Below are 23,211 nucleotides of genomic sequence, written 5' to 3' on the forward strand. Positions count from 1 at the left end.
GGAGGTGTTCTCTTTGCAGATTTCTTTCTGGGGAGCGGCTCGGGAAGTTACCGGTTCCTGTTATCTTCTGGAGGGTGAGAAGCAACGTTTTCTGGTGGACTGCGGTATGTTTCAGGGCCGGGGTGAACACCGCAATGAACAACCCCTGCCTTTTCCGGCCCAGAGTCTGGATTTCGTCATCTTAACCCATGCTCACCTGGATCATTCAGGAAGAATACCGCTTCTTGTAAAGGAAGGTTTTCGGGGAAAAATCTATGCTACTGCTCCTACCATAGAGCTCTGTGAGATTTTATGGTTGGACACGGTAAAACTGATGCAGGAAGAAGCTGACCGCTTGAACCGTAAAAGGAAACGTGCCGGTCAGGAGCTGGTGGTGCCTCTTTTTGGGGAACAGGAGGTGCGAGAAGCCCTTTCCCTGTGCGAGCCGGTGGGTTATGACCAGCTGATGCGCCATGGAGAAGTGGAGTTTGTTTTAAGAAACGCGGCTCATATCCTGGGTGCAGCGCTGGTAGAATTGTGGTGTTCTGGAATTAAGCTGGTTTTTTCTGGTGATCTGGGACCCTTTGATAACGTTATGGAGGGTTCCCCTCCGGTGATTGAAGAAGCCGATTATGTGATTGTGGAGTCTACTTACGGAAATCGCAGGCATCGTTCTTTGGAAGATACCCGATCTGAGTTCAAGGAGGCTGTCTTGAGTGCCCAGAGTGGAGGAGGGAAGGTTCTCATTCCCTCTTTTGTGGTGGACAGAGCACAGCGCATTGTTTATGAGTTGTCTCTCCTGAAAGACCAGGGCCTTTTGGACCTTCCCTGTTATTTTGATAGTCCCATGGGTGAGAAAGCGACGCGATTGTATGAGAAGTACCTCTCTTTGCTCTCCGGGGAGATTGAACGCTATGTTTTGCAGGGTCGTAACCCTTTTCATCTTTCTGGCTTAAAATATGTGAGTACGCCTGAAGACTCGAAAAGCATAAACGATATTGACCGGGCTCTGGTGATTGCGGGAAGTGGTATGTGCAATGGGGGACGTATTGTGCACCATCTCAAACATGCTCTGTGGAGAGAAAACACCAGTTTGATTTTTGTTGGGTACCAGGCTCAGGGTACTCTGGGAAGAAGGATTGTGGACGGTGCCAGGCTGGTCAGAATCCTGGGTGAAGAGGTTGCGGTTCGAGCAAAGGTTTACACCATCAATGGTTTCTCAGCGCATGCTGACCAAAAGGACCTTTTGCGCTGGACAGACTATTTTAAAAATCAGCCTCTCTTTGTAGTGGTCCATGGTGAAGAGAGTGTTGCTGAACAATTTGCCCTTTTGCTGCGCGAAAAGGGTAGAGAAACCCTGGTGCCTCATTTTGGTGAACGTTTCGACCTGGTAGCCAGAGAAACAGTGGCTGTACCTTCTGAAAAAACCGTTTCTGTTTCTCAGCGCTTTCTTGAAGGAATAATGGAAGAGGTTACCAAGCTCCAAGAAGAAATTGCTGACCTGGATCAGGATACGGAAGCCCTGGTGCGCTCTGCCTATCTTCTCTTGCGGGAAGCCACACGTCGAAAAAACAAAGCTCTTTAACCAATGAATTCCCGCAATATGGAATTGGAAGGAACCAGTGAGGGGCTAAGGGGTATAAAGTGATTAAGAAAGCTATATAGCCGGTAGGCTTCGATGTATTCTTCCTCTTCAGGAGTAATACCTCGCAGCAGGCGTTCTGCAAAGGTTCGCAGGATGCTCAGCTCGTATATAAGCGAGGAGTTAAACATCAAATCGGCATCTTCCTGAAAAGGAAAGATGAATTCTTCTTCGCCCCTGCGGACCGCAGGCCACATTTTGAATACTTCCTGAGCGCTACTGTTTCTAAACTGATTGTCACGGACCAGCCTTCGTACCAGGCGACAGTCGGTGGTGGAGATGCGGTTGTGGTCGTCAAGGTTAATCTGGGTTATGGCACTTACGTATATTTTGAATTTCTGCTCTTCAGGTATTTCCTGACTGAGCAGGGGATTTAGAGCGTGCAGGCCTTCCACCACAATTATGCCTTCGGGCTCCAGCTTGGTTTTCTGGCCGGTTCGTTCTCGGCTTCCAGTTATGAAATTGTAGCGAGGTATTTCCACTTCCTGACCTTCAATTAGAGCTGCAATCTGGTTTTTAAAGAGTTCAAGGTCCAGGGCTTCGGGGCGTTCCCAGTCTGCAAGTTTTTTGTGTTTGAACTCTTGGTGAGAACGAAAATAGTCATCGAGAGAGATGGTAATAGGATTCCAGCCGTTGACCCTGAGCTGAGTGTATAGTCTGCGGGCAAAAGTTGTTTTTCCAGAAGAGGAAGGCCCAGCTATGAGTACCAGCTTGAGAGCCCCCGGCGCTGAGTTATAAAATCTGCAATTTGGGCTATTTTTTTCTCATGGAGTGCTTCCGAGATGGAAACAATTTCTTTACCTTTGCCCTGGACTATGGCCTGATTTAACTCACCCACGTTTTCTATCTGGACAATCTCCGCCCATTGCGCTGATTCTTGAAAGATCTGGAAAAGTTTGGGTCGAAAAAGGTAAGGAGGCAAGGTATCCAGGTTGGAAGATGTGGGCAACTGAATAATAAAGCCGGGTGGTATCAACACGAAACCAAAGCTTTTCAGGTATCCTGTGGAAGGGCACAGGGGTCCATAATAGTAGTCCCGATAATTTTCAAGGCAATAGGTAGGTACGGTTTCTATGCGCCAGTATTTGAAAAGCAGAGTAAGGTCTTCTCGTTTCTGGGCACTGTAGGTTTGGAAGGCCTGTTCCCAGCTCATTATTTCCTTTTTGAAGGGGCGGTTCTCAGAGATTTTTTGCCGCATTTTTTGCTCGATGAGTGCCATTTCCTGCGCAGTCAGGGTCTTGCTTTCTCTCTCTATCTTACAGAAAAGCCCATCTCCGATGGAATGGAGGACCTTTAGACGGGCATCCGGAAAAACTTCTTTGGTAGCCCAGCCCAGAAGAAAGAGCAGACTTCGGGTGTAGGTTCTTTTTCCTTCAGGATGTGCAAAAGAAAAAAACTCTACCTTACACTCTTCTTTGTCGATTGTGGTGTGTAAATCAACCAGCTGTCCATCGAGCTGGGCTGACATTATCTGGTAAAATGTTTCAGGATAAAGATTCTGAGTAATCTTGAGAAGCGTTGTTCCAGTGGGAAACGTGAAATACTGGTTTTCGTTGACAACCAGAACCCGGGATTTTAAAGTTTCGTTGACCATTTGGTATTCCTCTTTTTTCGTGTTGGCATTATTTTAAAACAAAAACGGTAGAGGGTGAAGTCTTTTGGAAAAAAGAGTGTATCACCTTGCTCTGAAAAAAAATGACCTGGCAGGGGCCAGGATAGCTCTTATTCCTGGGGATCCCTGGCGCTGTGGTGTTCTGGCATCTGTGTTCCGGGTGCAGAAAGAGCTGGCCTTTCATCGTGAATTCAGGAGTTTCTGGGTTCAGGATGAGGGAGAGCCAGCACTAATTGTCTCTTCGGGCATAGGAGGTTCTTCTCTTTCCATAGCCGTTGAGGAACTGGCCCAGTTGGGGGTGCAGTTTTTTTTACGGTTGGGAACCTGTGGGGCTATTCAGGAGCATATTGCTCCTGGAGAACTGATTATTAGCGAAGGTGCGGTGCGTATGGACGGCGCTTCCCTGCATTACGCACCTCTTGCTTATCCTGCCTGTGCGAATTGGGGGATGGTTAAGCTACTTCGTGAGGCCTGCCTGAAGCTGGGTTATCGTTTTCATACCGGCATTACCTGTTCTTCAGCAACTTTTTATCCGGGTCAGGAACGTTATGATACTTATTCTGGTTATGTTATTCGTGCTCTTCAAGGTAGCCTTGAGGAATGGAAGCGTCTGGGTGTTTTGAACTATGAAATGGAAACCGCTACCCTTTTTACCATGTGTAGAGTTCTGGGTCTTCAAGCAGGAGCGGTATGTGGGGTCCTGGTGAATAGGAATAGCACTGAAGAAGTTGATTCCTCTTTGGTGGAGAAAGTGGAATTAAAGTTGGCCCTGGTAGGTAAGGAAGTAGTCAACGCACTTTCCGGCTGGCCCGATTGAGAGGGAAGGGACATGCCTGTACATTCTCTGGTTGTTTTTTTGTACGAGCGGAATATGTTTTTGTTTCTTCTGGTTTTTAGTCTGGTGCTGGGTGTTTTGCTGGGATTTTGTTTTGGAAGAATACGACGGTTGCTTTTTGCAGTAAGTACTTTTCTGGTGGTTTTCTTTTTGATAGGGTATGTGTGGAGCCGTTTTGTAGGGAGAACTATTACTCTGCAGGAGATGCTGTCTACATGGTATACTCTACGGCTTTTTCCCTGGCCAGTTCTGGTTTTCCAGTTTCTGGTAGCCGTTGCTTTGGGTCTTCTGGTGGTCTTGCGACGTGGTTTTTATCCCTTAGGACGATTTTGTACGGTGCTTTTTCTCTCTTTGCAACTTGTGTATCTTCTTGTCTGGTTGGGGCGTTGGGTGGATGTTTTGAGGCCTCTGGAAAGAGCTCCTTTGGAGTTCTTTTTGTGGGGTATTTTGTTGCTGAGCGTGTTGAGCTTGGCCTGGAAAAGAATGGTGGTTCTTGTAAGCAGTTTTCTGGCGAGCGCTCTTTTTATGGTTGCCTATTTACTGGTTTTGGAGTGGGGAAACTGGCTTAACCTTTTTTGGGGGAGTACACCTTTTCTGGCTTTTCTTTTTCTGGGACTGGCTGTGGTTATGTTCAGCGCCGAAGAAAGGGCGTGAATAGGGTATGGAAAATAGAGATTATGCAGTTCGCCTGATGGTTGAGGATACAGCGGTGGTGGGATATGTTGCTCGCACCACTTTTCTGGTGGATAAAGCGCGGAAACTGCATGCTACCTTCCCGATTGCCACTGCTGCTTTAGGTAGAGCGTTAACTTTGGCTTCCCTGATGGGAATAGGGCTTAAAGAGAATCAGCGGGTTACCCTTCAAATTCGCTGTCGGGGGCCTTTAGGTGGCCTTCTGGTGCAGGCTAACTGGAAAGGAGAAGTTAGGGGGTATGTGAGCAATCCTCAAATTATTCTGCCTCCTCGCGAGGAAGGGAAGCTCAACGTTGAGGATGCAGTCGGCGTGGGTTCACAACTTCTGGTGGTTAAAGACTTGGGATTGAGAGAACCCTATGTGGGCAGTGTTGAAGTTCAGAAGGGAGGCATAGCCTATGACCTCGCCTATTACTTTGCACTCTCTGAGCAGCTTCCTTCAGCTTGCAGTGCAGGAGTGTACGTTGGAAAAAACGGCGAAGTTTTGGGAGCAGGAGGGTTTATCATTCATACTCCTCGGGGGACAGCTCAGGAAGTGATTTCGGTTCTTGAGAAAAATATTGCTTCTTTGGGTGAAGTAAGCAAAAGATTGTATCGAGGTGCAGAACCCGAAGAGCTGGCAGAAGAACTTTTTCGAGGTCTTCCTTATCGCTTGACGGGAAAGGAGAACCTCCGTTATCATTGCCACTGTTCCAGGTGGCGGGCAGAGCGAGCTTTGCTCCTTCTGGGTAAAGAGGAACTCGAAGATTTGCTTCGTAAAGAAGGATGGGGAGAAGTGAGCTGTCCCTTTTGTGGGAAAGTGTACACTTTTAGTGGAGAAAAACTGAAAGCAATGATTACTTACCTTAAAAACAGGGGCGGAAATCATGAAAGCAACCAGGATTGACTACGAACAGGAGTTGAATGAAGAACAGCGTAAAGTGGTTTTCGCGGGCGATGGCCCAACGCTGGTCATAGCTGGGGCGGGTTCGGGGAAAACCCGCACCATAACTTATCGAGTTGCCTACCTTGTAGAGCAGGGTGTCGATTTTCGCAAGATTCTGCTGGTTACCTTTACCAACAAGGCTGCTCGGGAGATGCTGCATCGGGTAGAAGGGCTTTTGGGCATTTCTCTGGAGGGTATCTGGGGTGGTACCTTCCACCATGTTGCCAATATTATTCTGCACCGGGAAGCCAGGAAAGTTGGGTATCAACCCGGATACACCATTCTGGACCGCGAGGACCAGAAGGTTTTACTTGAGGGATGTATTGCTGAGGCGGGGATTGATGTTCGGGCTCGACGTTTTCCAAAAGCAGACCTTCTGGGAAATGTTATTTCCTTGCACCGCAATACTTTTTTGAGCATTGAGGACATTCTGGAAAAGTATTACCCTCAATTTCTGGAGTTTGCGAATGCCATAGCTGGTATTTTCGCACTTTATCAGGAACGCAAACGAGAGATGAACATCATGGATTACGATGACTTACTCTGGTATCTATGGACTCTGCTCAAGGAAGATGAGAAGTTGCGTAGAAAGTACGGTGCACTTTTTGAGTACGTGCTGGTTGATGAGTATCAGGATACCAACCTCATTCAGGCTGAAATCGTTGACTTGCTTTCTGAGGAGCACCGCAACCTGCTGGTGGTGGGAGACGATTCTCAGAGCATTTACTCTTTCCGAGGAGCTAATTTTGCCAATATTCTGGATTTTCCGCGCAAATATCCTGATGCTGCGGTTTACAAACTGGAGACCAATTACCGGAGCACTCCCGAAATTCTCAACCTTGCCAATAAAATTATTCTCCACAACAGCCAGCAGTTTTACAAGACGCTGCGTCCGGTACGAAGAAGTGGTGAAAAGCCTCAGGTGGTAACTGCAAAAGATGTACTGGATCAGGCTCGTTTTGTGGCTACCCGGATTCTGGAGCTGCGTCAGGCAGGTTATCGCTTGAACGACATGGCAGTTCTCTACCGAGCTCATTATCAGAGCATGGAACTTCAGATGGAACTGACCCGTCGAGGTATTCCCTTTGAAGTGCGCTCTGGATTGAGATTCTTCGAGCAGGCTCACATCAAAGATGTGGTAGCTTATCTCAAGATTGTTTCCAATCCGCTGGATGAGATTGCCTGGAAAAGAGTACTCAAGATTTACCCGGGCATTGGTAAAGTTACTGCTTCTCGTATCTTTGAGCGGGTGAAGGAATCTCCCGATCCCTTCTCGGCCCTGGAACGCTTGGTTGAGGAAAAGGAGCTCCCAGCCAACGCTCAAAAGAGCATACAGAGCCTTGCTGCGCTTCTTTTGCGCTTGGAAGAGCTTGAAGCTTCTCCTTCTACTATGATTAAAGAGGTTGTTAGCTCTGGGTATCAGGAATATCTGGTAACCCGATATCCCGACCACCGGGAACGGTTGCTGGATCTTGAAGAACTGGCTAACTTTGCTTTCCAGTATCGTTCTTTGGATGCGTTTTTGAATGAACTGGCTCTCTTGGGGGAAATGGAGGCAGAAACCATAGTGCTGGGTGGTATTCCTGACGAGAAACTCACTCTCTCCAGTATTCACCAAGCTAAAGGCTTGGAGTGGGATGTGGTTTTTGTTATTTGGTTATGTGAGGGTGGGTTCCCTTCTTCGTACAGCTTGAAAAATAAAGAAGACGTTGAAGAAGAGCGAAGACTTTTTTATGTGGCCTGCACCCGGGCACGGGACCACCTCTTTCTATGTTATCCTCTCCTTGGTGAAAGCTCTTTTCGGGATGGCAAATTTATCCGCAAACCCTCTCGCTTTTTGAGAGAGCTGGACCCTGGATGTTATGAGAAAGTAAACCTTACCAGAGAGCAACTGCTGTGAACCAGAGGTAAACGCTGCATGCTTTCTCGAAGAGACTATATCCGTAACTTTGTGGTTGACTCCTTGGATTATAGTTTTTTTGCTCTGGCCCTGACTTTGGGTTCCATTACCACCTTTCTGCCCCTTTTTGCACGTAGACTTGGAGCAAGCAATTTTCAGGTTGGTCTGATACCCGCCATTGCCTATCTGGGCTGGTCAGTGCCGGCTCTATGGGGTGGACGTTACTCGAGTAAGCTGGATTTAAAATTGCCCTTTGTATTAAAGTTTACTTTTCTGGAAAGACTCCCTTTCCTGGGTCTTTCCCTGGTGGCGTTCTGGTTGGTTCCTGGCTCCAATTCCCTGGCTCTTCTTTTAACCTACCTTCTGCTGGGTGTAGCTTGTTTTGCGATGGGCTTTCTGGGACCTATCTGGATAGAGATGATTGGCAAAGTGATTCATCCCCGACGTCGGGGTCTTTACTTTGCGCTGGGTAACGGCATAGGGGCTCTGATGGGGATATGGGGTTCAAGGATAGCAGAAGACTTTTTAAAGCGATATCCTTTTGCTACCAATTTCGGATACTGCTTTGGTTTGGCTTTTCTGGCTCTGCTGGTTTCTTATCTCTTCTTGGCGTTGACCAGAGAAGAAAAAGAGGTAATCCATCGTCCGGATACCAACATCTGGTCATCCATTCCACGCATTCTTAAGGTGGACCGCAATTTTACAAACTTTTTAATTGCTCGCATCTTCCTGGCCCTGGGGGTGATGGGAAGTTCTTTTTATACTGTATTCACGCTTTCCGCTTTTCAGGTTTCTGATGCGACCGTTGCGCGCTACAACGCCTTTTTGATGGGTGCTCAGGCTCTGAGCAACTTTCTGTGGGGACCCCTTGGTGACCGGATGGGACATAAACTGGTGCTCATTTTGGGGGCTGTACTGGTGGTGTTGAGTAATCTCATAGCCCTTGTTTCTTCAAATGATGCTGATTTCTTCCTGGCTTTTGCGCTTTTCGGTGCCTACTATAGTGCTCTGTCTGTTGCCGGGGTGGCTATATTGCTTGACTTTGCACCCCCACGGGGCAGGGGAGATTACCTGGGGATAGGAAGCTTTGTGGCAGGCTTTCCCTCTTTTCTGGCTCCGCTGCTTGGGGGCAAACTGGCTGACCTGGTTGGCTACAGAACTCTGTTTTTATGTTCCTTCCTGGTGAATCTACTGGGATTTTTATGGTTATTTTTTGGAGTGAAGGAGCCCCGGGCGTTCAGGGAAGGAGAGTGAAACGATGGCAAGGTTTTTGATGTTCCAAGGTACAGCTTCTTCTGCTGGAAAAAGCGTAATTGCGGCAGGTATGATTCGCCTGCTGCGAAATAAGGGATTAAAGGTGGCTCCTTTTAAAGCTCAGAATATGTCTTTAAACTCAGGGGTAACCCTGAGGGGGGAAGAAATGGGGAGGGCTCAAATACTCCAGGCTCAAGCTGCGGGTGTTGAGCCCGATGCTCGCATGAACCCGATTTTGCTTAAACCTCAAGGTGGAAATGCCATCCAGGTGATTGTCAGGGGAAAGGTGTGGAAAACCTGTTCTTCTTTTGAGTATTATCAGTACGTTGAGGACCTCTGGCAAGTGGTCAAAGAGAGTCTGGATTCGCTGGCTCAAGAGTTCGACTTCGTGGTGATGGAGGGTGCAGGCAGCCCGGCAGAAATTAACCTGCGTCGCAAGGACCTCGTGAACATGCGGGTGGCGAAATATTGCAATGCTCCGGTTATCTTGATAGGCGACATTGACCGGGGAGGGGTTTTTGCATCGCTGTACGGTACCTGGGCACTTTTTGAGGAGGAGGAAAGAAAACTTTTACAGGGTTTTTTGATCAATAAATTTCGGGGTGAGCGTAGAATTCTGGAACCTGCTTTGCAGGAGATAGAAAAATTGACTGGCGTTCCGGTGTTGGGAGTTCTTCCCTATCTCAAACTCCACCTTGACGAAGAAGATAGCCTTTCTAAGCACTTAGAGGGTGGCGAGCGTCAGGTTGTTGGGGACGTTTTGCGAGTGGGAGTTATTCGGCTACCGCATATTGCAAACTATACCGACTTTCAGCCTCTGGAGAGAGAGCCTTATGTAAAACTTAGCTACATAAATTCGGCCAAGGAACTGGCAGGTCTGGACCTTCTGATTATTCCTGGTACCAAAAACACCTTTTCCGACCTTGCCTGGTTAGTTGAGCAGGGGTTTGCTGAAGCTATAGAGGGTTTTCTGAAGGCGGGTGGGCTGGTAATGGGCATTTGCGGGGGGTTTCAGATGCTTGGGGAACGCTTGGTTGATCCCTGGGGTCTTGAATCTCCAAAGGGCACAGTTTCTGGCTTGGGAGTGCTTGCCATGGAAACCTATTTTGCACAGGAAAAGGTTTTGCGCCAGGTCGAAGGTTATCTTGCTGATGACCAGAGTGCAAGGTTTGCAGGTTATGAAATCCATATGGGCAGGACGCATTTTAAGAAGGCATATTCCCCCTTTCTGGTGATTGATAAGCTTCTGGGTCAGAGTGTTCAGCATTTTGAAGGGGTGTGTGTGGATAAGCGGATTTTTGGAACCTATGTGCATGGTATTTTTGACCGTGCAAGCTTTAGGAAACGCTTTTTCGATTGTCTGAAGCAACAAAAAGGGCTGCCAGTTTTAGGCATAGACATAAAAGCCGCTGCTTCTTGGGAAGATATTCGGGAACAAGAACTGGATAAGCTGAGCATAGTTCTGGAAGCAAATCTGGACCCAAATTTTCTGAGCCGTTTACTGGCTGGCCAGTAGCTCTTCCTGACTTCCCTGGTCCGGCATTTCCTTTTTCACCAGAACCTTGTTTTCCCAGCGCCCGCTCCGATAGTAAGCGAGGGCTACCAGGAAGCCAGCCACGGGACCCGTGGCCATGCCAATCCAGATGCCCCGGGCTCCGAGCCCAAAGTATATGGCCAGAAGCCAGGAGAGAGGCAACCTGATAAGCCACAGGGAAATCAAGGTGTTAATCATAGTTTGCAGGGTGTCTCCAGCCCCCCTCAGAAATCCGTTGACAGCAAACATTAGTGAAAAGGGAATGTAAGAGAACGACACAATCTGTAGGTATTCTTTGCCAATGGCGATGACCTGCTCTTCGGTGATGAATATGCGAATCAGGTTTTCAGCTCCAAAGAAGACTAAAGTCGCAATGGGCAGTGCAAAGCAGAAAGCAATGATTGCTCCCCAGCGGAACACCTCACGGGAACGCTGGTAATCTCCAAAGCCCAGATTTTGCCCAGCCACCGAAGAAATGGCTACACTTATGGTCATGGCGGGAAGAAAAGAAAACTGGTCAATTCGGGTGGCTGCTCCGTAGGCAGCTACCACCTTTTCTCCGAAAAGATTGACCAGGGAAGTCATAGCCAGAATACCCAATGATACAATGCTTTGCTGTACCCCGGCTGGCATACCCAGTCGGAACATAGTGGTTATGGTCGGCCAGTCCCACCAGCTACTTTTTCTTGAGAAAGAGACAATGTTGAGTTTGAAAAGGATGAAAAGACCAATGAGTCCTGATACTCCCTGAGCAATGGTTGTGGCTAAGGCTGCCCCAGCTACCCCCAGAGGGGGAAAGGGCCCAATGCCCAGAATCATCAGGGGGTCAAGAACGATATTGATAATGGTAGCATAGATGAGGAGATAAAGGGGAGTTTTGGCGTCTCCCATGCCTCGCAAAATGCTACTTATCGCATTGTAAAGGAAAAGAAAGGGTAAACCCCAAAAGATTATGGTTAGATACTGCGAGGCCAGTTGTTTGATGGTTTCTGGGGTACGAATTGCATTCAGAATGGCCAGGTGGAAGTTAATACCCACAAAAGCCAGGACTATCCCCAACAAGGTGAGTAAGACCAGGGCGTTGATCACTGTTTTCTGGACTTCGTCATCTCTTCGGGCTCCCAGATACTGGGCTACCATGATGTTAGCGCCCATTCCCAGTCCAAACACAAAGGAAATCAGTATAAAAAGCACGGGGAAGCCTACTGATACCGCTCCCAGTGCTTCGGCACCCAGAAATCTTCCTACCCAGATGCTGTCTACCGTGTTGTAGAAAGTTTGCAAGAGATTCCCCGCCAGCATGGGCAGTGAAAAAAGTATTAAATGTCGGGGGATGCTACCTTGTGTAAAATCCGTTATATTTTTAGGTCGCATACACTTCCTGCCTTTCCGGATATTTCAGTAAAACGAACAAAATATTCTCTCACAAAGCCTTGGATTTTTCAATTTGAAGGTGCTGGCTGAGTATCTCGTTTCTTTTTCGAGCCTAACTTGGGTCTAATGCACACCGTGGCGGGGTTTCAATTTGTCGGTTGGGGTATTGCCTGAGTGGTTATAATTAGATAGGGTTTTATTTTAGGTTCAAGGTTTTGTGGAGAGGTTAGCTCAGGTTTTCTATTTGGAGAATAGAGGTGAATTGGGAAATTGGAAGAACTTATTTTTTATGAACGACCTAAACTGGAAAATGCTTCCATGGTAATCGGTTTTACGGGATGGATGGATGGTGGAGGAGTTTCTTCGGGAACCATTTCTCTTTTGCGGGATTCGATAAAAACCAGTCCTCTGGCCGAGATTGATTCGCGTAACTTTTATATTTTGAACTTTCCGGGCACCATGGAAGAGGTGGCCCAGTTTCGCCCCTATGTGGTTTTGAAAGACGGTTTGGTAAAGAGATTTGAATACCCTGTTAACGAATTCTTTTATTCCCAGGAACACAATCTGGTGCTCTTTTTCGGTAAAGAACCCAATTTCAGGTGGGAAGAATTTTGCAGTCATCTTCTGACGGTAGCTGAAGAAGTGGGCGTGAAGCGCATTTTTTTTGTAGGCAGCTTTAGCGGCCTTACGCCACACACCCGGGAACCAAGGTTATATTGCAGTCTTTCCCATGAACGGTTGAAGACAGAGCTTGCTCCTTACAGTGTACGCTTTTCAGATTATGAGGGCCCGGCCAGTATTGCCACTCTTTTGCTCCTCCGTTCTCGGGAAAGAGGCCTGGAAATGTTCAGCATCGCAGTGGAAATACCCATGTATGTCAGGGCCACCAACCCCAAAGGCATTCGAGCAGCTTTGCGATTTATAGTGCCTTTTTTGGGAATTGAAGTTGACTGGGCTGAGCTTGACAAACTCTGTGAAGACTTTGAGCGTCATGTGGATGAGCTGGTAAAACAGTATCCCGATTTGGAACAGCAAATCAGAAAATTGGAGGAAAACTACGACCAGGAAATACTTGGTGATGACCAGAGTTTTAAGGATTGGCTACGCAGGCATGGCATTGACACTATTTAGTCAACAAAAAAGGATGAAATTCATTGACAGCTAATGAATAACCATTTATAATTGCCCAGTAAATTTGTTGAACCTTACTGCGAATTTTTAATCGCTTTTACCTTTACGAAAAGGATGGGTGAAAGGATTTGTTCAAGTGGTTTCGTTCCTTAAGAAATTATTTTCGGGATGCTTGGGGAGAAATACGTAAAGTAAGCTGGCCAGGTCGTAAGGAACTGCTGGCAAGTACCATTACCGTGCTGGCAGTTATTGTCATAATGGGTATTTTTCTTGGTGTCGTAGACCTGGTGCTCACTTCTTTAATGAGTCTTTATCTTAAGTAACCCTTGTACGTTCTGGAGGTTAGGCGGGAAGAAATGGAAAAACGGTGGTATGTAGTTCATACCCTGGCAGGTAGTGAGCACAAAGTTAAAGCTAATCTGGAGCGTCGAATTGCTTCAATGGGCATGCAGGATCAGATTTTCAGAGTAGTAGTGCCCATGGAGGAAACCATCGAGGTGAAAAGGGGAAAGAAACGTTTCACCAAAAAGAAGGTGTTTCCGGGTTATGTGATGGTGGAAATGATCATGAACGATCGCTCCTGGTACGTGGTTCGCAATACCCCAGGGGTTACTGGTTTTGTGGGTTCAGGAATGAAGCCAGAGCCGCTTAATGAAGAGGAAGTAAAAGTTATTTTGCGCCAAACTGGAGTGGAGAAAGGTAAGCCCCGTTTGGACATTGAAAAAGGAGAGGCGGTTAAAGTCATTGCCGGACCCTTCCTCAACTATACCGGTGTGGTGGAAAGTGTGGATCACGAAAAGGGTAAAGTGGTGGTTCTGTTGTCGGTTTTTGGGCGTGAGACGCCTGTGGAGCTCGACTTCTCGGATATAGAGAAACTTTAGCGAGGTGGATTTTTATGGCAAAAAAGGTTGTTGCAGTGGTTAAGCTGCAAATACCCGGTGGTATGGCAACACCGGCTCCACCGGTAGGTCCTGCTTTGGGTCAGCACGGTGTGAACATAATGGAATTCTGTAAAGCTTTTAATGCCCAGACCGAGAAAGATAGAGGAGTACTAACCCCGGTTGAAATAACTATTTATCAGGACCGTTCTTTCACCTTTGTGTGCAAAACACCTCCTGCTTCTTTCCTTATTAAGCAGGCTTTGGGCATAGAAAAGGGTTCGGGAGAGCCCAACCGGGTGAAGGTTGGTAAAATTTCTCGCTCTAAAATCAGAGAGATTGCTGAAAAGAAAATGGCAGACCTTAACGCTAACGACGTAGAAGCGGCAATGCGCATTATCGAAGGGACTGCCCGGAGTATGGGTGTTGAGGTCGTTGAGGGTTAAGTGTAAAAGGAGTGAATAGCATGGCAAAAGTGGGTAAAAGATATCTCGCTCTTAAAGAAAAGGTTGAACCGGGAAAACTTTACAGTCCTGAAGAAGCTGTACAGCTTGTGAAAAGCATGGCTACTGCCAGATTTGATGAAACAGTGGAAATGGCGGTTAACCTGGGCATTGACCCCAAACAGTCCGATCAGCAAGTTCGTGGTACAGTGAGTCTTCCTCATGGAACCGGGAAAACTATGCGGGTTCTGGTTTTTGCTCAAGGTGAGAAAGCAAAAGAAGCTGAAGAAGCTGGAGCAGACTATGTTGGTGGAGAAGAATTGGTTCAGAAAATCCAGGAAGGCTGGTTTGATTTTGATGCTGCAATTGCTACTCCAGATATGATGCGGATTGTGGGAAGATTGGGAAAACTGCTGGGTCCTCGCGGTCTTATGCCCAATGCCAAGACCGGAACGGTTACCAACGACGTTGCTCAGGCAGTCCGGGAGATTAAAGCTGGAAGAGTAGAGATACGCAACGACCGCTACGGCAATGTGCATGTTCCCATAGGAAAAGCTTCTTTTTCTGAAGGGCAGCTCCTGGATAACTTTTATGCAGTTCTGGAAGCGCTAAACCGTATGAAGCCAGCAGCAGCCAGAGGAAGGTATATCAAAAAAATTGCTCTTGCCACCACCATGAGCCCATCAGTGAAGGTGGATCCACAGCTGGCGCTGGCCAGAATGGAAAAGAGGGTGGCCTGAGTTTAAAAACCTTTTGGCACAAAATAAATACCGGCTGGTTGCCGGAGAACCGGGGGCCAAGGGCTTAAAAATCCCGGGGAGGCAAAGATACAGAGCTCCCTCGGGGAGCTTTTTTGTTGTTTACTTCTTTTAAAGAAAGGGGGTTAAAAGTTGGAAAAAAGGGAGAAAGCTACCATCATAGAAGAAGTATACCGCAAGCTCCAAGAGAGCCAGGCGGTTTACGTTTTCAGCTATCACGGTTTGAACGTCCAGAGCGCAGAGGAACTGCGCAGAAGCTTGCGTGAGGCAAGCGGAGAAATGAAAGTAATTAAGAACACCCTGGCCAGAATTGCTCTTCAGAAAGCAAATATTCCCTTTGACGACCAGCTTTTGAAAGGGCAAAATGCTTTTGCTTTTGCGTACCAGGACGCAGTGCAGGTAGCCAAAAAGTTGAACGAATTTTCCAAAAAGCTTCCCGAGATAGTGATCATCAAAGGAGGCTGGTTGGAGAAAAAGCAAATTGGTGTTGACGACGTGAAAAATCTGGCCAGTTTGCCCTCCCGGGAAGAGCTGGTTGCCAGAGTGGTGGGTGGCATTGCCGCCCCGCTTAGTGGCCTGGTCGGCGTGCTTCAGGGTGTCTTGCGAAGTCTGGTGTGGGTCTTGAAGGCCATTGAAGAGAAAAAGCAATAGAAGAAGGGAGGAACTTTTACCATGACTAAGGAAGAAATTATTGAAGCTATTGAAAAGATGACGGTTCTCGAGCTTGCTGAGCTGGTTAAGGCGCTCGAAGAGAAGTTCGGTGTTTCGGCAGCGATGCCCGTTGCCCAGGTGGCAGCAGCACCTGCTGCAGGAGAGGGCGCAGCGAAAGAGGAAGAGAAGACCGAGTTTGATGTCATTTTGAAGAGTGCAGGCTCTCAGAAGTTGCAGGTTGTTAAGGAAGTTCGTGCTATCACCGGTTTGGGCCTCAAGGAGGCTAAGGAGCTGGTCGATAGTGCTCCTAAACCCATTAAAGAGGGTGTGAGCAAAAACGAGGCAGAGGAAATCAAGGCCAAACTGGAAGCAGTTGGTGCTGAGGTAGAGATTAAGTAAAAGAAAAGGGAAGCGCTACGCTTCCCTTTTCTTTGCCAAAGAAAAAAATGGAATCTACCCTCGAAAAATACAATCCCCATTTTCTCCTTTTTGTTGTCTCTGTAATTTGGGGTTTTAACTTTAGTGTTGTGAAGTGGGGGGTTATGCTCTTTGGCCCCCTTTCTTTTGCACTTTTGCGTTTTCTGGTAGGCGCTCCACTTCTCTTTTTAATACTCTCTCGCTATGAGAATGATCCCTGGATTCGGCGTGGAGATGTGTTCTATTTTCTGCTTTTGGGTTTGATAGGGTTTGGCATCTATCAGCCACTCTGGAGTATGGGGTTACAGTTGAGTCTGGCTTCACATTCGGTTCTCATTCTTTCTTTGAGCCCGGTGGTGGTAACGCTCACTGCTTTTTTGCGACGGGAAGAACTGGTGAGTTGGGTAAATCTTTTGGGAGTGGGACTGGGTTTTGGGGGAGTTATTTTCCTGGTTCAGCAGGGAGAAACCGGAGCCTATCTGAAAGGAGATGTCCTGAAAGGAGATCTACTCACCCTTATTGCAGCAATGTGTTGGGGTTTTTACTCCTACTTGAGCAAAAAAATGCTGACCAGCTATTCTCCTCTCAAGGTGAGCACCTGGAGTGTAATTTTTGGCGTTCTGTGGATGCTTCCCACTTCGTTACTCTCACTGGTGAGAGCTCCCTGGAACCAGATTGACCTGAGTGTTTTAGGTTCACTCTTTTATGGCACAGTTCCTGCTATGGTCCTTGCTTACGTATTCTGGCACAATGGAGTCAGGGTTCTTGGTGCTTCCCGTACGGTTTCCTACCAGTTTTTGATTCAGGTTTTCGGAGTCCTGGCTGCCTGGATGTTTTACCGGGAAACTTTGAACCTGAATGCACTGATAGGTATACTGTTGATAGCCATAGGTCTTTTGCTTTCCCAGCGCAAAGGTGGGTTACCTTTTTGGCTCCGCTAAAAGCGCAGTCGGAGCCAGTAGGGGAGATAGCCCAGTTCTTCGTGGAAAATCTGGGCAATGGCTACGAAGGCCTTCAGAGAGGGAAGGAAATCTTCGAGGGAGAGCGGGTATCTATCGTAGGCAGGGTGTGCACTTACAGGATAAATGCTTACTTCGGGTAAGAAGTGCCTGAAGGCAAGCAACGCTCTTTTCAGGTGTACCCCAGAAGTTACCAGGTAAAGGCTCTTTATGCCAAGTTCTCTAACCTTTTGGGCCACTTCCCGAGCGTTTTCCCAGGTGGTTCTCGAGTGTTCTTCCAGGAGCATTTTTTCTTCAGGTACCCCCCATGCCCTGAGTACTGCTTGCATCGCTCTGGCTTCGCTTGGCACTTTCTCTCCCCATGGACTGCCACCGCTTAGGATAAGCAGGGGCTTTCCTTCTTTCCACAGAGTGAACGCTTTGTTGAGGCGTAGCATCGAATAAGGACCGGGTAAGTGGGCATTGTTTCCACGGAGACTACCACCACCCAGAACCACAATTGCCTGAGGAGGAGAAGGTGGTTTCCTGGTTTCCAGGTATTCAGGCTCTAAAATTTTTGCTACCCATCCACTTGATAAAAGATAGGTGAAAATAGCCAGAAAAAGCAGGAAATGCCGGCATGAGTTTTTCTTTTTCCAGGTGAAAAAGAGCAGGACCAGAATGACAGTTATCAAAATGCCAGGCACATCAAGCATGGCTCCCAATGCTTTCTGGAAGTAGAACCCCATCACTGTTACTCCTGAGTGCTCAGCTGGGAAAAAGATGACAAGCCACCTGGTGGTCTGGTTTGGTTTCCCAGAGAGGCGGTTCTTCTTCAGAGCAGATGGGCATTTTTTCTGGACAACGGGTATGGAAACGACAACCCCGAGGAGGTCTGGTAGGACTGGGTGGGTCGCCCTGAAGCAGGATTTTTTTGCGTCTTTTCCGTGGATTGGGTATGGGTATGGAAGCAAGCAGTGCCCGGGTATAGGGATGCAGGGGGTTTTCAAAGAGTTCTTTTTTGGGTGCCACTTCGACGATTTTACCCAGATACATAACTGCCACTCGATTGCTGATGTGTTTCACCACGGAAAGGTCGTGAGAAATGAAGAGGTAGGTCAACTGCATTTCCTTCTGTAGAGTGGAAAGGAGGTTGAGTATCTGGGCTTGAATGGAAACGTCCAGTGCAGATACTGGTTCATCGCACACGATAAAGTCGGGTTGTAAAATCAGTGCTCGGGCTATGCCCACTCTCTGCCTCTGGCCTCCCGAAAACTCGTGGGGAAAACGGTCTAAATCACCAGGGCTTAAACCCACTTTTTCAGCTATCATCAACACCTTCTCCTGCCGTTCCTTGCGGTTTTTTATCCCGTGAATGAGGAGAGGTTCTTCCAGGATAAATCGAATGGATTTGCGGGGGTTCAGCGAAGCAAAGGGGTCTTGAAAAATGATTTGCATTTTCTGGCGGTAGGTTTTCAACTCTCGAAGAGGAAGAGCTAAGATATTTTGGTTTTTAAAAAACACTTCTCCGGTGTCAGGTTCTTCCAGACGCAGGATACAGCGTCCTAAGGTGCTTTTCCCGCATCCCGATTCTCCAACCAGGGCCATCACTTCGCCCTGGTTAATGGAAAGCGAGACAGCGTTTACTGCGTCAATGGTGAGCGTTTCCGAGAATTGCTCACTTTTCACAAAAAACTTTTTGGAAAGATTGTTGACCTTCAGGAGTAAAGATGACATGCTACCCAGTGTTTTTCCTCCTTTTCTTTAAGCTGCGGTTCTTCTTCAAGGCAGCGCTCAAAGGCTTGCAGACAACGGGGATGAAAACGACAACCAGAAGGAGGGTTCAAAAGGTCAGGCACACTGCCTGGGATGCTTTCCAGAGCCTCTTTCTCTTCTTCTATGTGAGGTATAGAAGCAAGCAATGCCCGAGTATAAGGATGCAGGGGATTATCAAATAGCTCGAATACCTGGGCTTTTTCAACGATTTTACCCGCATACATCACGGCTACCCTCTGGCAGGTTTCGGCTACCACCCCCAGGTCATGGGTAATCAGGAGCACTGCCGTGTGCAGTTCTTCTTTGAGTTCCTCAATGAGCTCCAGAATCTGGGCTTGAATGGTCACGTCCAGCGCCGTGGTGGGCTCATCGGCAAGAAGCAGTCTGGGACGACAGGCTAAAGCTATGGCAATCATTACCCGCTGTCGCATTCCTCCCGAGAGCTGGTGGGGGTAACTGTGGAATATCCTTTCTGGCTCAGGTATTCTGACCAAGCGAAGCATTTCAATCGCTTTTTCTCTGGCTGTAGCAGGCGACATTGCTTCATGAATACGCAAAACTTCCATGATTTCTTCTCCAACCGGGAATACCGGGTCCAGAGAAGTCATCGGCTCCTGAAAAACCATAGAGATTTTCTTGCCACGTATTTTCCACATTTCTTCCTCTTTGAGTGGCACCAGGTTCTGACCCTCAAAGAAGATTTCTCCTGCCACGATTTTCCCCTGGGGTTGGGGATACAGTTTCAGTATTGACAAAGCGGTCATGCTTTTTCCGCACCCTGATTCCCCTACAAGACCCATGGTTTCTCCAGGAAAGATTTCCAGGCTTACGCCGTCCACTGCTCTGACCGTGCCGCGAGGTGTTTTTAAGTAAGTTTTCAGATTTTTTATGTTCAGCAAGGGAGCCAGTTCCATCATCACACCCTCAATCTGGGGTCCAGAATATCCCGAAGTCCATCTCCCAGAAGATTGAGTCCCAGCACTGAAATCATAATGGCCAACCCGGGGAAGGTGGCTGCCCACCAGGCCCCAGAAAGCAAAAACTGCCTGCTGTTAGAAAGCATGGCACCCCACTCTGGGGTGGGGGGTAAGGCACCAAGCCCTAAAAAGCCCAAAGCCGCAGCATCCAGGATGGCGTTGGCCACGCTCAGGGTTGAGTAGACAATAACTGGGGCCAGAGAATTGGGTAGAATGTGGTGCCAGATAATCCGCAAATGGGAAGCGCCCAGAGCTTTTTCGGCCTGAATGTAATCCATCTCCCGGATTACCAGCACAGCGCTTCTGGTCACTCTGGCCATTTGTGGAGAGTAAACAATGCCTATGGCAATCATTGCCTTCTCAAGCCCTGGACCAAGTGCAGCCATGATGGTGATGGCAAGGAGGATACTGGGAAAGGCAAACATAATATCCACGATACGCATCAAAAAGGTATCGATTTTTCCACCAAAGTACCCTCCCAGAAGCCCCAGCACCAGGCCTATCAGAGTAGATATACCCACAGCGATAAAGCCTACCGAAAGTGAAGTACGGGTACCCCAGATGATACGGGAAAGGATGCAGCGTCCCAGGTAATCGGTGCCCAAGGGAAACTGCGCGTATTCTTTGCCAGCCCAGAAACCTGGTAACAGGCGATGGGCCAGGCTGCGCTGCAAGGGGTCGTTGGGAGCAAGGTAAGGGGCAAACAGAGCCACAAAGAGGAGAACAATCAAAATAATCAGACCCGCCAGGGCAGATTTGTTTTTCTTTAAAAAGTACCAGTATCCCTGTAGCTTGGCTATGTTGCTCTTCGTCATCTTATTGATACCGTATTCTGGGATTGAGATAGGCATATAAAACGTCGGTTGCCAGGTTGACTACCACAAACACGAAAGCAATAAACAGCACTGCTCCCTGGATGGCTGGATAATCCCGAGCGTAGACGGCATCAACCGTGTAGCGGCCAAGGCCAGGCCAGGAAAAAACGGTTTCAGTGAGAATGGCCCCGCCAAGCAAAAGCCCAAATTCCATGCCAATTACTGTGACGATGGGTATCAGGGCATTTTTTAGCGCATGCTTATAGATGACCATTTTTTCGGGAAGCCCCTTGGCCCGTTCGGTGCGGATAAAATCCTGGCGGATTACCTCAAGCATTGCCGAGCGGGTCATGCGAGCAATGAGTGCCATAGGTATGGTACCCAGAGCAATACTGGGTAAAATGAGATGGGAGAGGGCGCTCAAAAATGCTGTTTTGTTCAGGGTTAACAGAGAATCCAGAAGATAAAGCCCGGTGATGACTTTTAAGTTTACTCCAACATCGATTCTCCCTGAAACCGGAAGCCAATCCAGTTCCAGACCGAAAATAAACATGAGCATAAGACCCAGCCAGAAAACGGGCATGGAAACTCCGAAAAGTGCCCCGGTCATTGAAAAGTAGTCCCAGAAGGAGTATTGCTTTACCGCTGCAGTAACTCCCGCAGCGATGCCCACCACGATTGCAAAGAGCATAGCGGCAATGGAGAGTTCCAGGGTTGCTGGGAAACGCTGCAGAATTTCTTCAAGCACCGGGGAGCGGGTGGCAATGGAACGGCCCAAGTCTCCCCTGAGTAGATTACGTAGCCATACCAAATACTGAATATAAAGAGGCTTGTCAAGCTGCCACTTGGTACGCATCGCTTCCACGTACTCGGGGGAAGCGTGTTCACCAGCAAGTATCCGGGCAGGATCGCCTGGTGCCAGGCGCACCACGACAAAAACAATTATGGAAACTCCAAAAAGCACTGGTATAAGAAGCAACAGCCTTTTGATAATATACCGCTTCATAAGCATTCACCATGACTAAGATAAAATGGGGGGGCAAAGATGCCCCCTCATTTTAGCGATCCAGCCAGGTGGTGTAAAAGAACTTACGGTCCAGGGGATGAAGCACATATCCCTTAACATCTTTTTTGAACACCATCTGGTTTTTGGCGTGAGCTATAGGTACCCAGGGCGCATCGTTGTGAATTATTTCCTGAGCTTTTTTGTAAAGCTTGATTCGTTCTTCCTGGTCGTAAGTTCTTTGAGCCTTGATCAGTATTTCGTGAAGTTCGTCGTTGCGGTAAAAAGCTACGTTTCCTGCGCTTCCCACGATGGCGTTGTCTTTGTCAAGTAGCACATAAAGGAAGTTATCCGGGTCACCGTTATCACCGGTCCAGCCCAGAAGACACATGGGGTGTTTTCCAGCTTCGGTTTCCTGCAGGTAAGTTCCCCACTCTACGGTGTAAATGTTAGCCTTGATGCCTACCGCTTCCAGGTCTGCCTGGATGGCCTCGGCAATTTTTGGAGGATCGTACATATAGGGACGGGACACTGGCATAGCCCAGAGAGTGGTTTCAAAGCCGTTGGGGTATCCAGCTTCTTTGAGTAATTCACGAGCTTTATCGGGGTTGTACTCATAGTCTTCTATTTCGTCATTGTAGCCCCACATGGTAGGCGGAATGGGGTTTTTGGCTACAATCGCAGTATCTTTGTAGAGGTATTTCACGATGGCTTCTTTGTTGATGGCATGGTTGATTGCTCTGCGCACCCGCACATCCCCGAATGGTTTCTGGAAACCAGGGGTATCTTCTCCCATATTCATGGCAAGGTATCCCACGTTAATGCCCGGGGCTTCAAGGAGCATCAGGTCAGGGTTGTTTTTGATTCGCTCCAGGTCGTCGGGATTGGGGTATTCCATAGCATCTATGGAACCTTTCTCAAGCTCCAGAAGGCGTACCGAGGGATCGGGTATAACTCTGAAGATAATACGGTCGAGATAGGGTCTTCCCTGCCAGTAGTCTTCAAAAGCTTCCAGGGTTATGTGGTCGTCTTTGACCCATTCCACAAATTTGAAAGGACCGGTACCCACCGGATTTTTAAAGAAATCCGGCCCATACTTTTCACAGGCGGTTGGACTGACGATGGCTACAGTAAACATGGCCAGATTGCTCAAAAATGGAGCGTAGGGCTCAGAGAGAATAATTTTAACTGTGTAGTCATCGACTTTGACCACGTCTTTTACCGAGGTGAACATCCATTTCCAGTAAGCCCATTCTCCGTATTTGTGGAAGGGGTGGTTGGGGTCGAATTGTCTTTTGAAAGAGTAAACCACAGCATCGGCGTTGAAGTCAGTGCCATCATGGAATTTTACGCCTTTGCGGAGGTAAAAGGTAAAGGTCAGTCCGTCCTCGGAAACTTCCCAGCGCTCGGCAAGGCAAGGCTCTATTTCGGTGGTTCCAGGCTTGTACTGAACCAGGCCCTCAAAAATATTGTCAGTCCTGGTGATAGAAAGCCCATCGGTTACATCAGCGGGGTCCAGGCGAGTAGCATCGCCACCGCTTCCAAAAACCAGGGTACCTCCGTATTTGGGTTCCTGAGCCAGAACGAACGCTGAACTTAGCAAAAACACCACGCCAACTAAAATTGCCAGAAAAACTTTTTTTCTCATTTTTCTCCTCCTCTTAATGGTTTTGGAA

Annotated in this window: 24 protein-coding genes; 15 read left to right on the forward strand and 9 right to left on the reverse strand. The window is 47.9% G+C overall.

Going from position 1 to position 23,211, the window contains the following annotated elements; genetic code table 11:
- Nucleotides 1-13: 13 nt before the first annotated feature.
- Nucleotides 14-1,564 (forward strand): MBL fold metallo-hydrolase RNA specificity domain-containing protein, encoded by a 1,551-nt coding sequence (locus ACKTT1_RS01555; RefSeq protein WP_412709921.1) that lies wholly within the window; start codon nt 14-16, stop codon nt 1,562-1,564.
- Here ACKTT1_RS01555 and ACKTT1_RS01560 read toward each other — a convergent pair.
- Nucleotides 1,561-2,331 carry a uridine kinase gene (locus ACKTT1_RS01560; RefSeq protein ID WP_412710527.1) on the reverse strand — a complete coding sequence of 257 codons (771 nt, stop codon included), beginning with the start codon at nt 2,329-2,331 and terminating at the stop codon, nt 1,561-1,563. The two genes, ACKTT1_RS01555 and ACKTT1_RS01560, sit on opposite strands and share 4 nt — an antisense overlap.
- Nucleotides 2,319-3,215, reverse strand: coding sequence for a hypothetical protein (locus ACKTT1_RS01565; RefSeq protein ID WP_412709922.1), 897 nt, complete (start codon nt 3,213-3,215; stop codon nt 2,319-2,321). The genes ACKTT1_RS01560 and ACKTT1_RS01565 overlap by 13 nt, the downstream gene beginning before the upstream one ends.
- A gap of 64 nt (nt 3,216-3,279) precedes the next feature.
- Between ACKTT1_RS01565 and udp the strand changes: the two genes are divergently transcribed.
- Genes udp through ACKTT1_RS01595 form a run of 6 tightly spaced genes read left to right on the forward strand, consistent with a single transcriptional unit; the run spans nt 3,280 to nt 10,356 of the window.
- Nucleotides 3,280-4,050 (forward strand): uridine phosphorylase, encoded by a 771-nt coding sequence (udp, locus tag ACKTT1_RS01570; RefSeq protein ID WP_369017842.1) that lies wholly within the window; start codon nt 3,280-3,282, stop codon nt 4,048-4,050.
- 12 nt (nt 4,051-4,062) lie between these two features.
- Complete coding sequence (locus ACKTT1_RS01575) at nt 4,063-4,722, forward strand: hypothetical protein (protein ID WP_412709923.1); 660 nt, start codon at nt 4,063-4,065, stop codon at nt 4,720-4,722.
- 7 nt (nt 4,723-4,729) lie between these two features.
- Nucleotides 4,730-5,647: an Hsp33 family molecular chaperone HslO gene (hslO, locus tag ACKTT1_RS01580; protein ID WP_369017840.1), complete on the forward strand. Its 918-nt coding sequence runs from the start codon at nt 4,730-4,732 to the stop codon at nt 5,645-5,647.
- Entirely contained in the window at nt 5,628-7,586 is a 1,959-nt protein-coding gene (locus ACKTT1_RS01585) for an ATP-dependent helicase (protein WP_412709924.1), read from the forward strand. Before hslO ends, ACKTT1_RS01585 begins: the two co-directional genes overlap by 20 nt.
- Before the next feature lie 18 nt (nt 7,587-7,604).
- Nucleotides 7,605-8,840 carry an MFS transporter gene (locus ACKTT1_RS01590; RefSeq protein WP_412709925.1) on the forward strand — a complete coding sequence of 412 codons (1,236 nt, stop codon included), beginning with the start codon at nt 7,605-7,607 and terminating at the stop codon, nt 8,838-8,840.
- Nucleotides 8,841-8,844: 4 nt separating this feature from the next.
- Nucleotides 8,845-10,356: a cobyric acid synthase gene (locus ACKTT1_RS01595; protein ID WP_412709926.1), complete on the forward strand. Its 1,512-nt coding sequence runs from the start codon at nt 8,845-8,847 to the stop codon at nt 10,354-10,356.
- Here the strand turns inward: ACKTT1_RS01595 and ACKTT1_RS01600 are convergent.
- A complete protein-coding gene (locus ACKTT1_RS01600; protein ID WP_412709927.1) occupies nt 10,339-11,748 on the reverse strand; it encodes an MATE family efflux transporter in 1,410 nt (469 codons plus the stop codon). The two genes, ACKTT1_RS01595 and ACKTT1_RS01600, sit on opposite strands and share 18 nt — an antisense overlap.
- Before the next feature lie 270 nt (nt 11,749-12,018).
- On the opposite strand from ACKTT1_RS01600, the gene ACKTT1_RS01605 reads away from it, so the two are divergent.
- From ACKTT1_RS01605 to ACKTT1_RS01640, 8 genes are all read left to right on the forward strand, one after another.
- Nucleotides 12,019-12,879 (forward strand): PAC2 family protein, encoded by an 861-nt coding sequence (locus ACKTT1_RS01605; protein ID WP_412709928.1) that lies wholly within the window; start codon nt 12,019-12,021, stop codon nt 12,877-12,879.
- 128 nt (nt 12,880-13,007) lie between these two features.
- Nucleotides 13,008-13,202 carry a preprotein translocase subunit SecE gene (gene secE / locus ACKTT1_RS01610; RefSeq protein ID WP_412709929.1) on the forward strand — a complete coding sequence of 65 codons (195 nt, stop codon included), beginning with the start codon at nt 13,008-13,010 and terminating at the stop codon, nt 13,200-13,202.
- A gap of 33 nt (nt 13,203-13,235) precedes the next feature.
- A complete protein-coding gene (nusG, locus tag ACKTT1_RS01615; protein WP_369017833.1) occupies nt 13,236-13,760 on the forward strand; it encodes a transcription termination/antitermination protein NusG in 525 nt (174 codons plus the stop codon).
- 14 nt (nt 13,761-13,774) lie between these two features.
- Complete coding sequence (gene rplK / locus ACKTT1_RS01620; RefSeq protein ID WP_412709930.1) at nt 13,775-14,203, forward strand: 50S ribosomal protein L11; 429 nt, start codon at nt 13,775-13,777, stop codon at nt 14,201-14,203.
- A gap of 20 nt (nt 14,204-14,223) precedes the next feature.
- Complete coding sequence (gene rplA / locus ACKTT1_RS01625; RefSeq protein ID WP_412709931.1) at nt 14,224-14,940, forward strand: 50S ribosomal protein L1; 717 nt, start codon at nt 14,224-14,226, stop codon at nt 14,938-14,940.
- Nucleotides 14,941-15,090: 150 nt separating this feature from the next.
- Nucleotides 15,091-15,609, forward strand: coding sequence for a 50S ribosomal protein L10 (rplJ, locus tag ACKTT1_RS01630; protein WP_369017830.1), 519 nt, complete (start codon nt 15,091-15,093; stop codon nt 15,607-15,609).
- A 21-nt stretch (nt 15,610-15,630) separates the two neighbouring features.
- Nucleotides 15,631-16,008 carry a 50S ribosomal protein L7/L12 gene (gene rplL, locus ACKTT1_RS01635; RefSeq protein WP_369017829.1) on the forward strand — a complete coding sequence of 126 codons (378 nt, stop codon included), beginning with the start codon at nt 15,631-15,633 and terminating at the stop codon, nt 16,006-16,008.
- Nucleotides 16,009-16,055: 47 nt separating this feature from the next.
- Nucleotides 16,056-16,967 (forward strand): DMT family transporter, encoded by a 912-nt coding sequence (locus tag ACKTT1_RS01640; protein ID WP_412710528.1) that lies wholly within the window; start codon nt 16,056-16,058, stop codon nt 16,965-16,967.
- Here ACKTT1_RS01640 and ACKTT1_RS01645 read toward each other — a convergent pair.
- From ACKTT1_RS01645 to ACKTT1_RS01670, 6 genes are read right to left on the reverse strand one after another with little or no spacing between them, the layout of a single operon-like run.
- Nucleotides 16,964-17,713, reverse strand: a complete 750-nt coding sequence (locus ACKTT1_RS01645; RefSeq protein ID WP_412709932.1) for a YdcF family protein — start codon at nt 17,711-17,713, stop codon at nt 16,964-16,966. The genes ACKTT1_RS01640 and ACKTT1_RS01645 overlap by 4 nt on opposite strands.
- A 19-nt stretch (nt 17,714-17,732) precedes the next feature.
- On the reverse strand, nt 17,733-18,701 hold the full coding sequence (locus ACKTT1_RS01650) for an ABC transporter ATP-binding protein (RefSeq protein WP_412709933.1): 969 nt from the start codon (nt 18,699-18,701) through the stop codon (nt 17,733-17,735).
- A complete protein-coding gene (locus ACKTT1_RS01655) occupies nt 18,683-19,657 on the reverse strand; it encodes an ABC transporter ATP-binding protein (protein WP_412710529.1) in 975 nt (324 codons plus the stop codon). The genes ACKTT1_RS01650 and ACKTT1_RS01655 overlap by 19 nt, the downstream gene beginning before the upstream one ends.
- On the reverse strand, nt 19,657-20,532 hold the full coding sequence (locus tag ACKTT1_RS01660) for an ABC transporter permease (protein WP_369017825.1): 876 nt from the start codon (nt 20,530-20,532) through the stop codon (nt 19,657-19,659). The genes ACKTT1_RS01655 and ACKTT1_RS01660 overlap by 1 nt, the downstream gene beginning before the upstream one ends.
- A gap of 1 nt (nt 20,533) precedes the next feature.
- Nucleotides 20,534-21,538: an ABC transporter permease gene (locus ACKTT1_RS01665; protein ID WP_369017824.1), complete on the reverse strand. Its 1,005-nt coding sequence runs from the start codon at nt 21,536-21,538 to the stop codon at nt 20,534-20,536.
- A 52-nt stretch (nt 21,539-21,590) separates the two neighbouring features.
- Nucleotides 21,591-23,183: an ABC transporter substrate-binding protein gene (locus tag ACKTT1_RS01670; protein ID WP_369017823.1), complete on the reverse strand. Its 1,593-nt coding sequence runs from the start codon at nt 23,181-23,183 to the stop codon at nt 21,591-21,593.
- Between the last annotated feature and the right edge of the window lie 28 nt (nt 23,184-23,211).

It is taken from the genome of Atrimonas thermophila (genome assembly GCF_045864955.1).
In the GTDB taxonomy this organism is placed as follows: domain Bacteria; phylum Atribacterota; class Atribacteria; order Atribacterales; family Thermatribacteraceae; genus Thermatribacter; species Thermatribacter velox.

Coding starts and splice junctions, on each gene's coding strand:
- ACKTT1_RS01655 (WP_412710529.1), bottom strand. CDS start 19,657: ATGATGGAACTGGCTCCCTTGCTGAACATAAAAAATCTGAAAACTTAC.
- nusG (WP_369017833.1), top strand. CDS start 13,236: ATGGAAAAACGGTGGTATGTAGTTCATACCCTGGCAGGTAGTGAGCAC.
- ACKTT1_RS01585 (WP_412709924.1), top strand. CDS start 5,628: ATGAAAGCAACCAGGATTGACTACGAACAGGAGTTGAATGAAGAACAG.
- ACKTT1_RS01640 (WP_412710528.1), top strand. CDS start 16,056: ATGGAATCTACCCTCGAAAAATACAATCCCCATTTTCTCCTTTTTGTT.
- rplK (WP_412709930.1), top strand. CDS start 13,775: ATGGCAAAAAAGGTTGTTGCAGTGGTTAAGCTGCAAATACCCGGTGGT.
- ACKTT1_RS01595 (WP_412709926.1), top strand. CDS start 8,845: ATGGCAAGGTTTTTGATGTTCCAAGGTACAGCTTCTTCTGCTGGAAAA.
- ACKTT1_RS01600 (WP_412709927.1), bottom strand. CDS start 11,748: ATGCGACCTAAAAATATAACGGATTTTACACAAGGTAGCATCCCCCGA.
- hslO (WP_369017840.1), top strand. CDS start 4,730: ATGGAAAATAGAGATTATGCAGTTCGCCTGATGGTTGAGGATACAGCG.
- ACKTT1_RS01645 (WP_412709932.1), bottom strand. CDS start 17,713: ATGGGGTTCTACTTCCAGAAAGCATTGGGAGCCATGCTTGATGTGCCT.
- rplL (WP_369017829.1), top strand. CDS start 15,631: ATGACTAAGGAAGAAATTATTGAAGCTATTGAAAAGATGACGGTTCTC.
- ACKTT1_RS01575 (WP_412709923.1), top strand. CDS start 4,063: ATGCCTGTACATTCTCTGGTTGTTTTTTTGTACGAGCGGAATATGTTT.
- ACKTT1_RS01590 (WP_412709925.1), top strand. CDS start 7,605: ATGCTTTCTCGAAGAGACTATATCCGTAACTTTGTGGTTGACTCCTTG.
- ACKTT1_RS01650 (WP_412709933.1), bottom strand. CDS start 18,701: ATGTCATCTTTACTCCTGAAGGTCAACAATCTTTCCAAAAAGTTTTTT.
- ACKTT1_RS01565 (WP_412709922.1), bottom strand. CDS start 3,215: ATGGTCAACGAAACTTTAAAATCCCGGGTTCTGGTTGTCAACGAAAAC.
- ACKTT1_RS01665 (WP_369017824.1), bottom strand. CDS start 21,538: ATGAAGCGGTATATTATCAAAAGGCTGTTGCTTCTTATACCAGTGCTT.
- ACKTT1_RS01660 (WP_369017825.1), bottom strand. CDS start 20,532: ATGACGAAGAGCAACATAGCCAAGCTACAGGGATACTGGTACTTTTTA.
- ACKTT1_RS01670 (WP_369017823.1), bottom strand. CDS start 23,183: ATGAGAAAAAAAGTTTTTCTGGCAATTTTAGTTGGCGTGGTGTTTTTG.
- rplA (WP_412709931.1), top strand. CDS start 14,224: ATGGCAAAAGTGGGTAAAAGATATCTCGCTCTTAAAGAAAAGGTTGAA.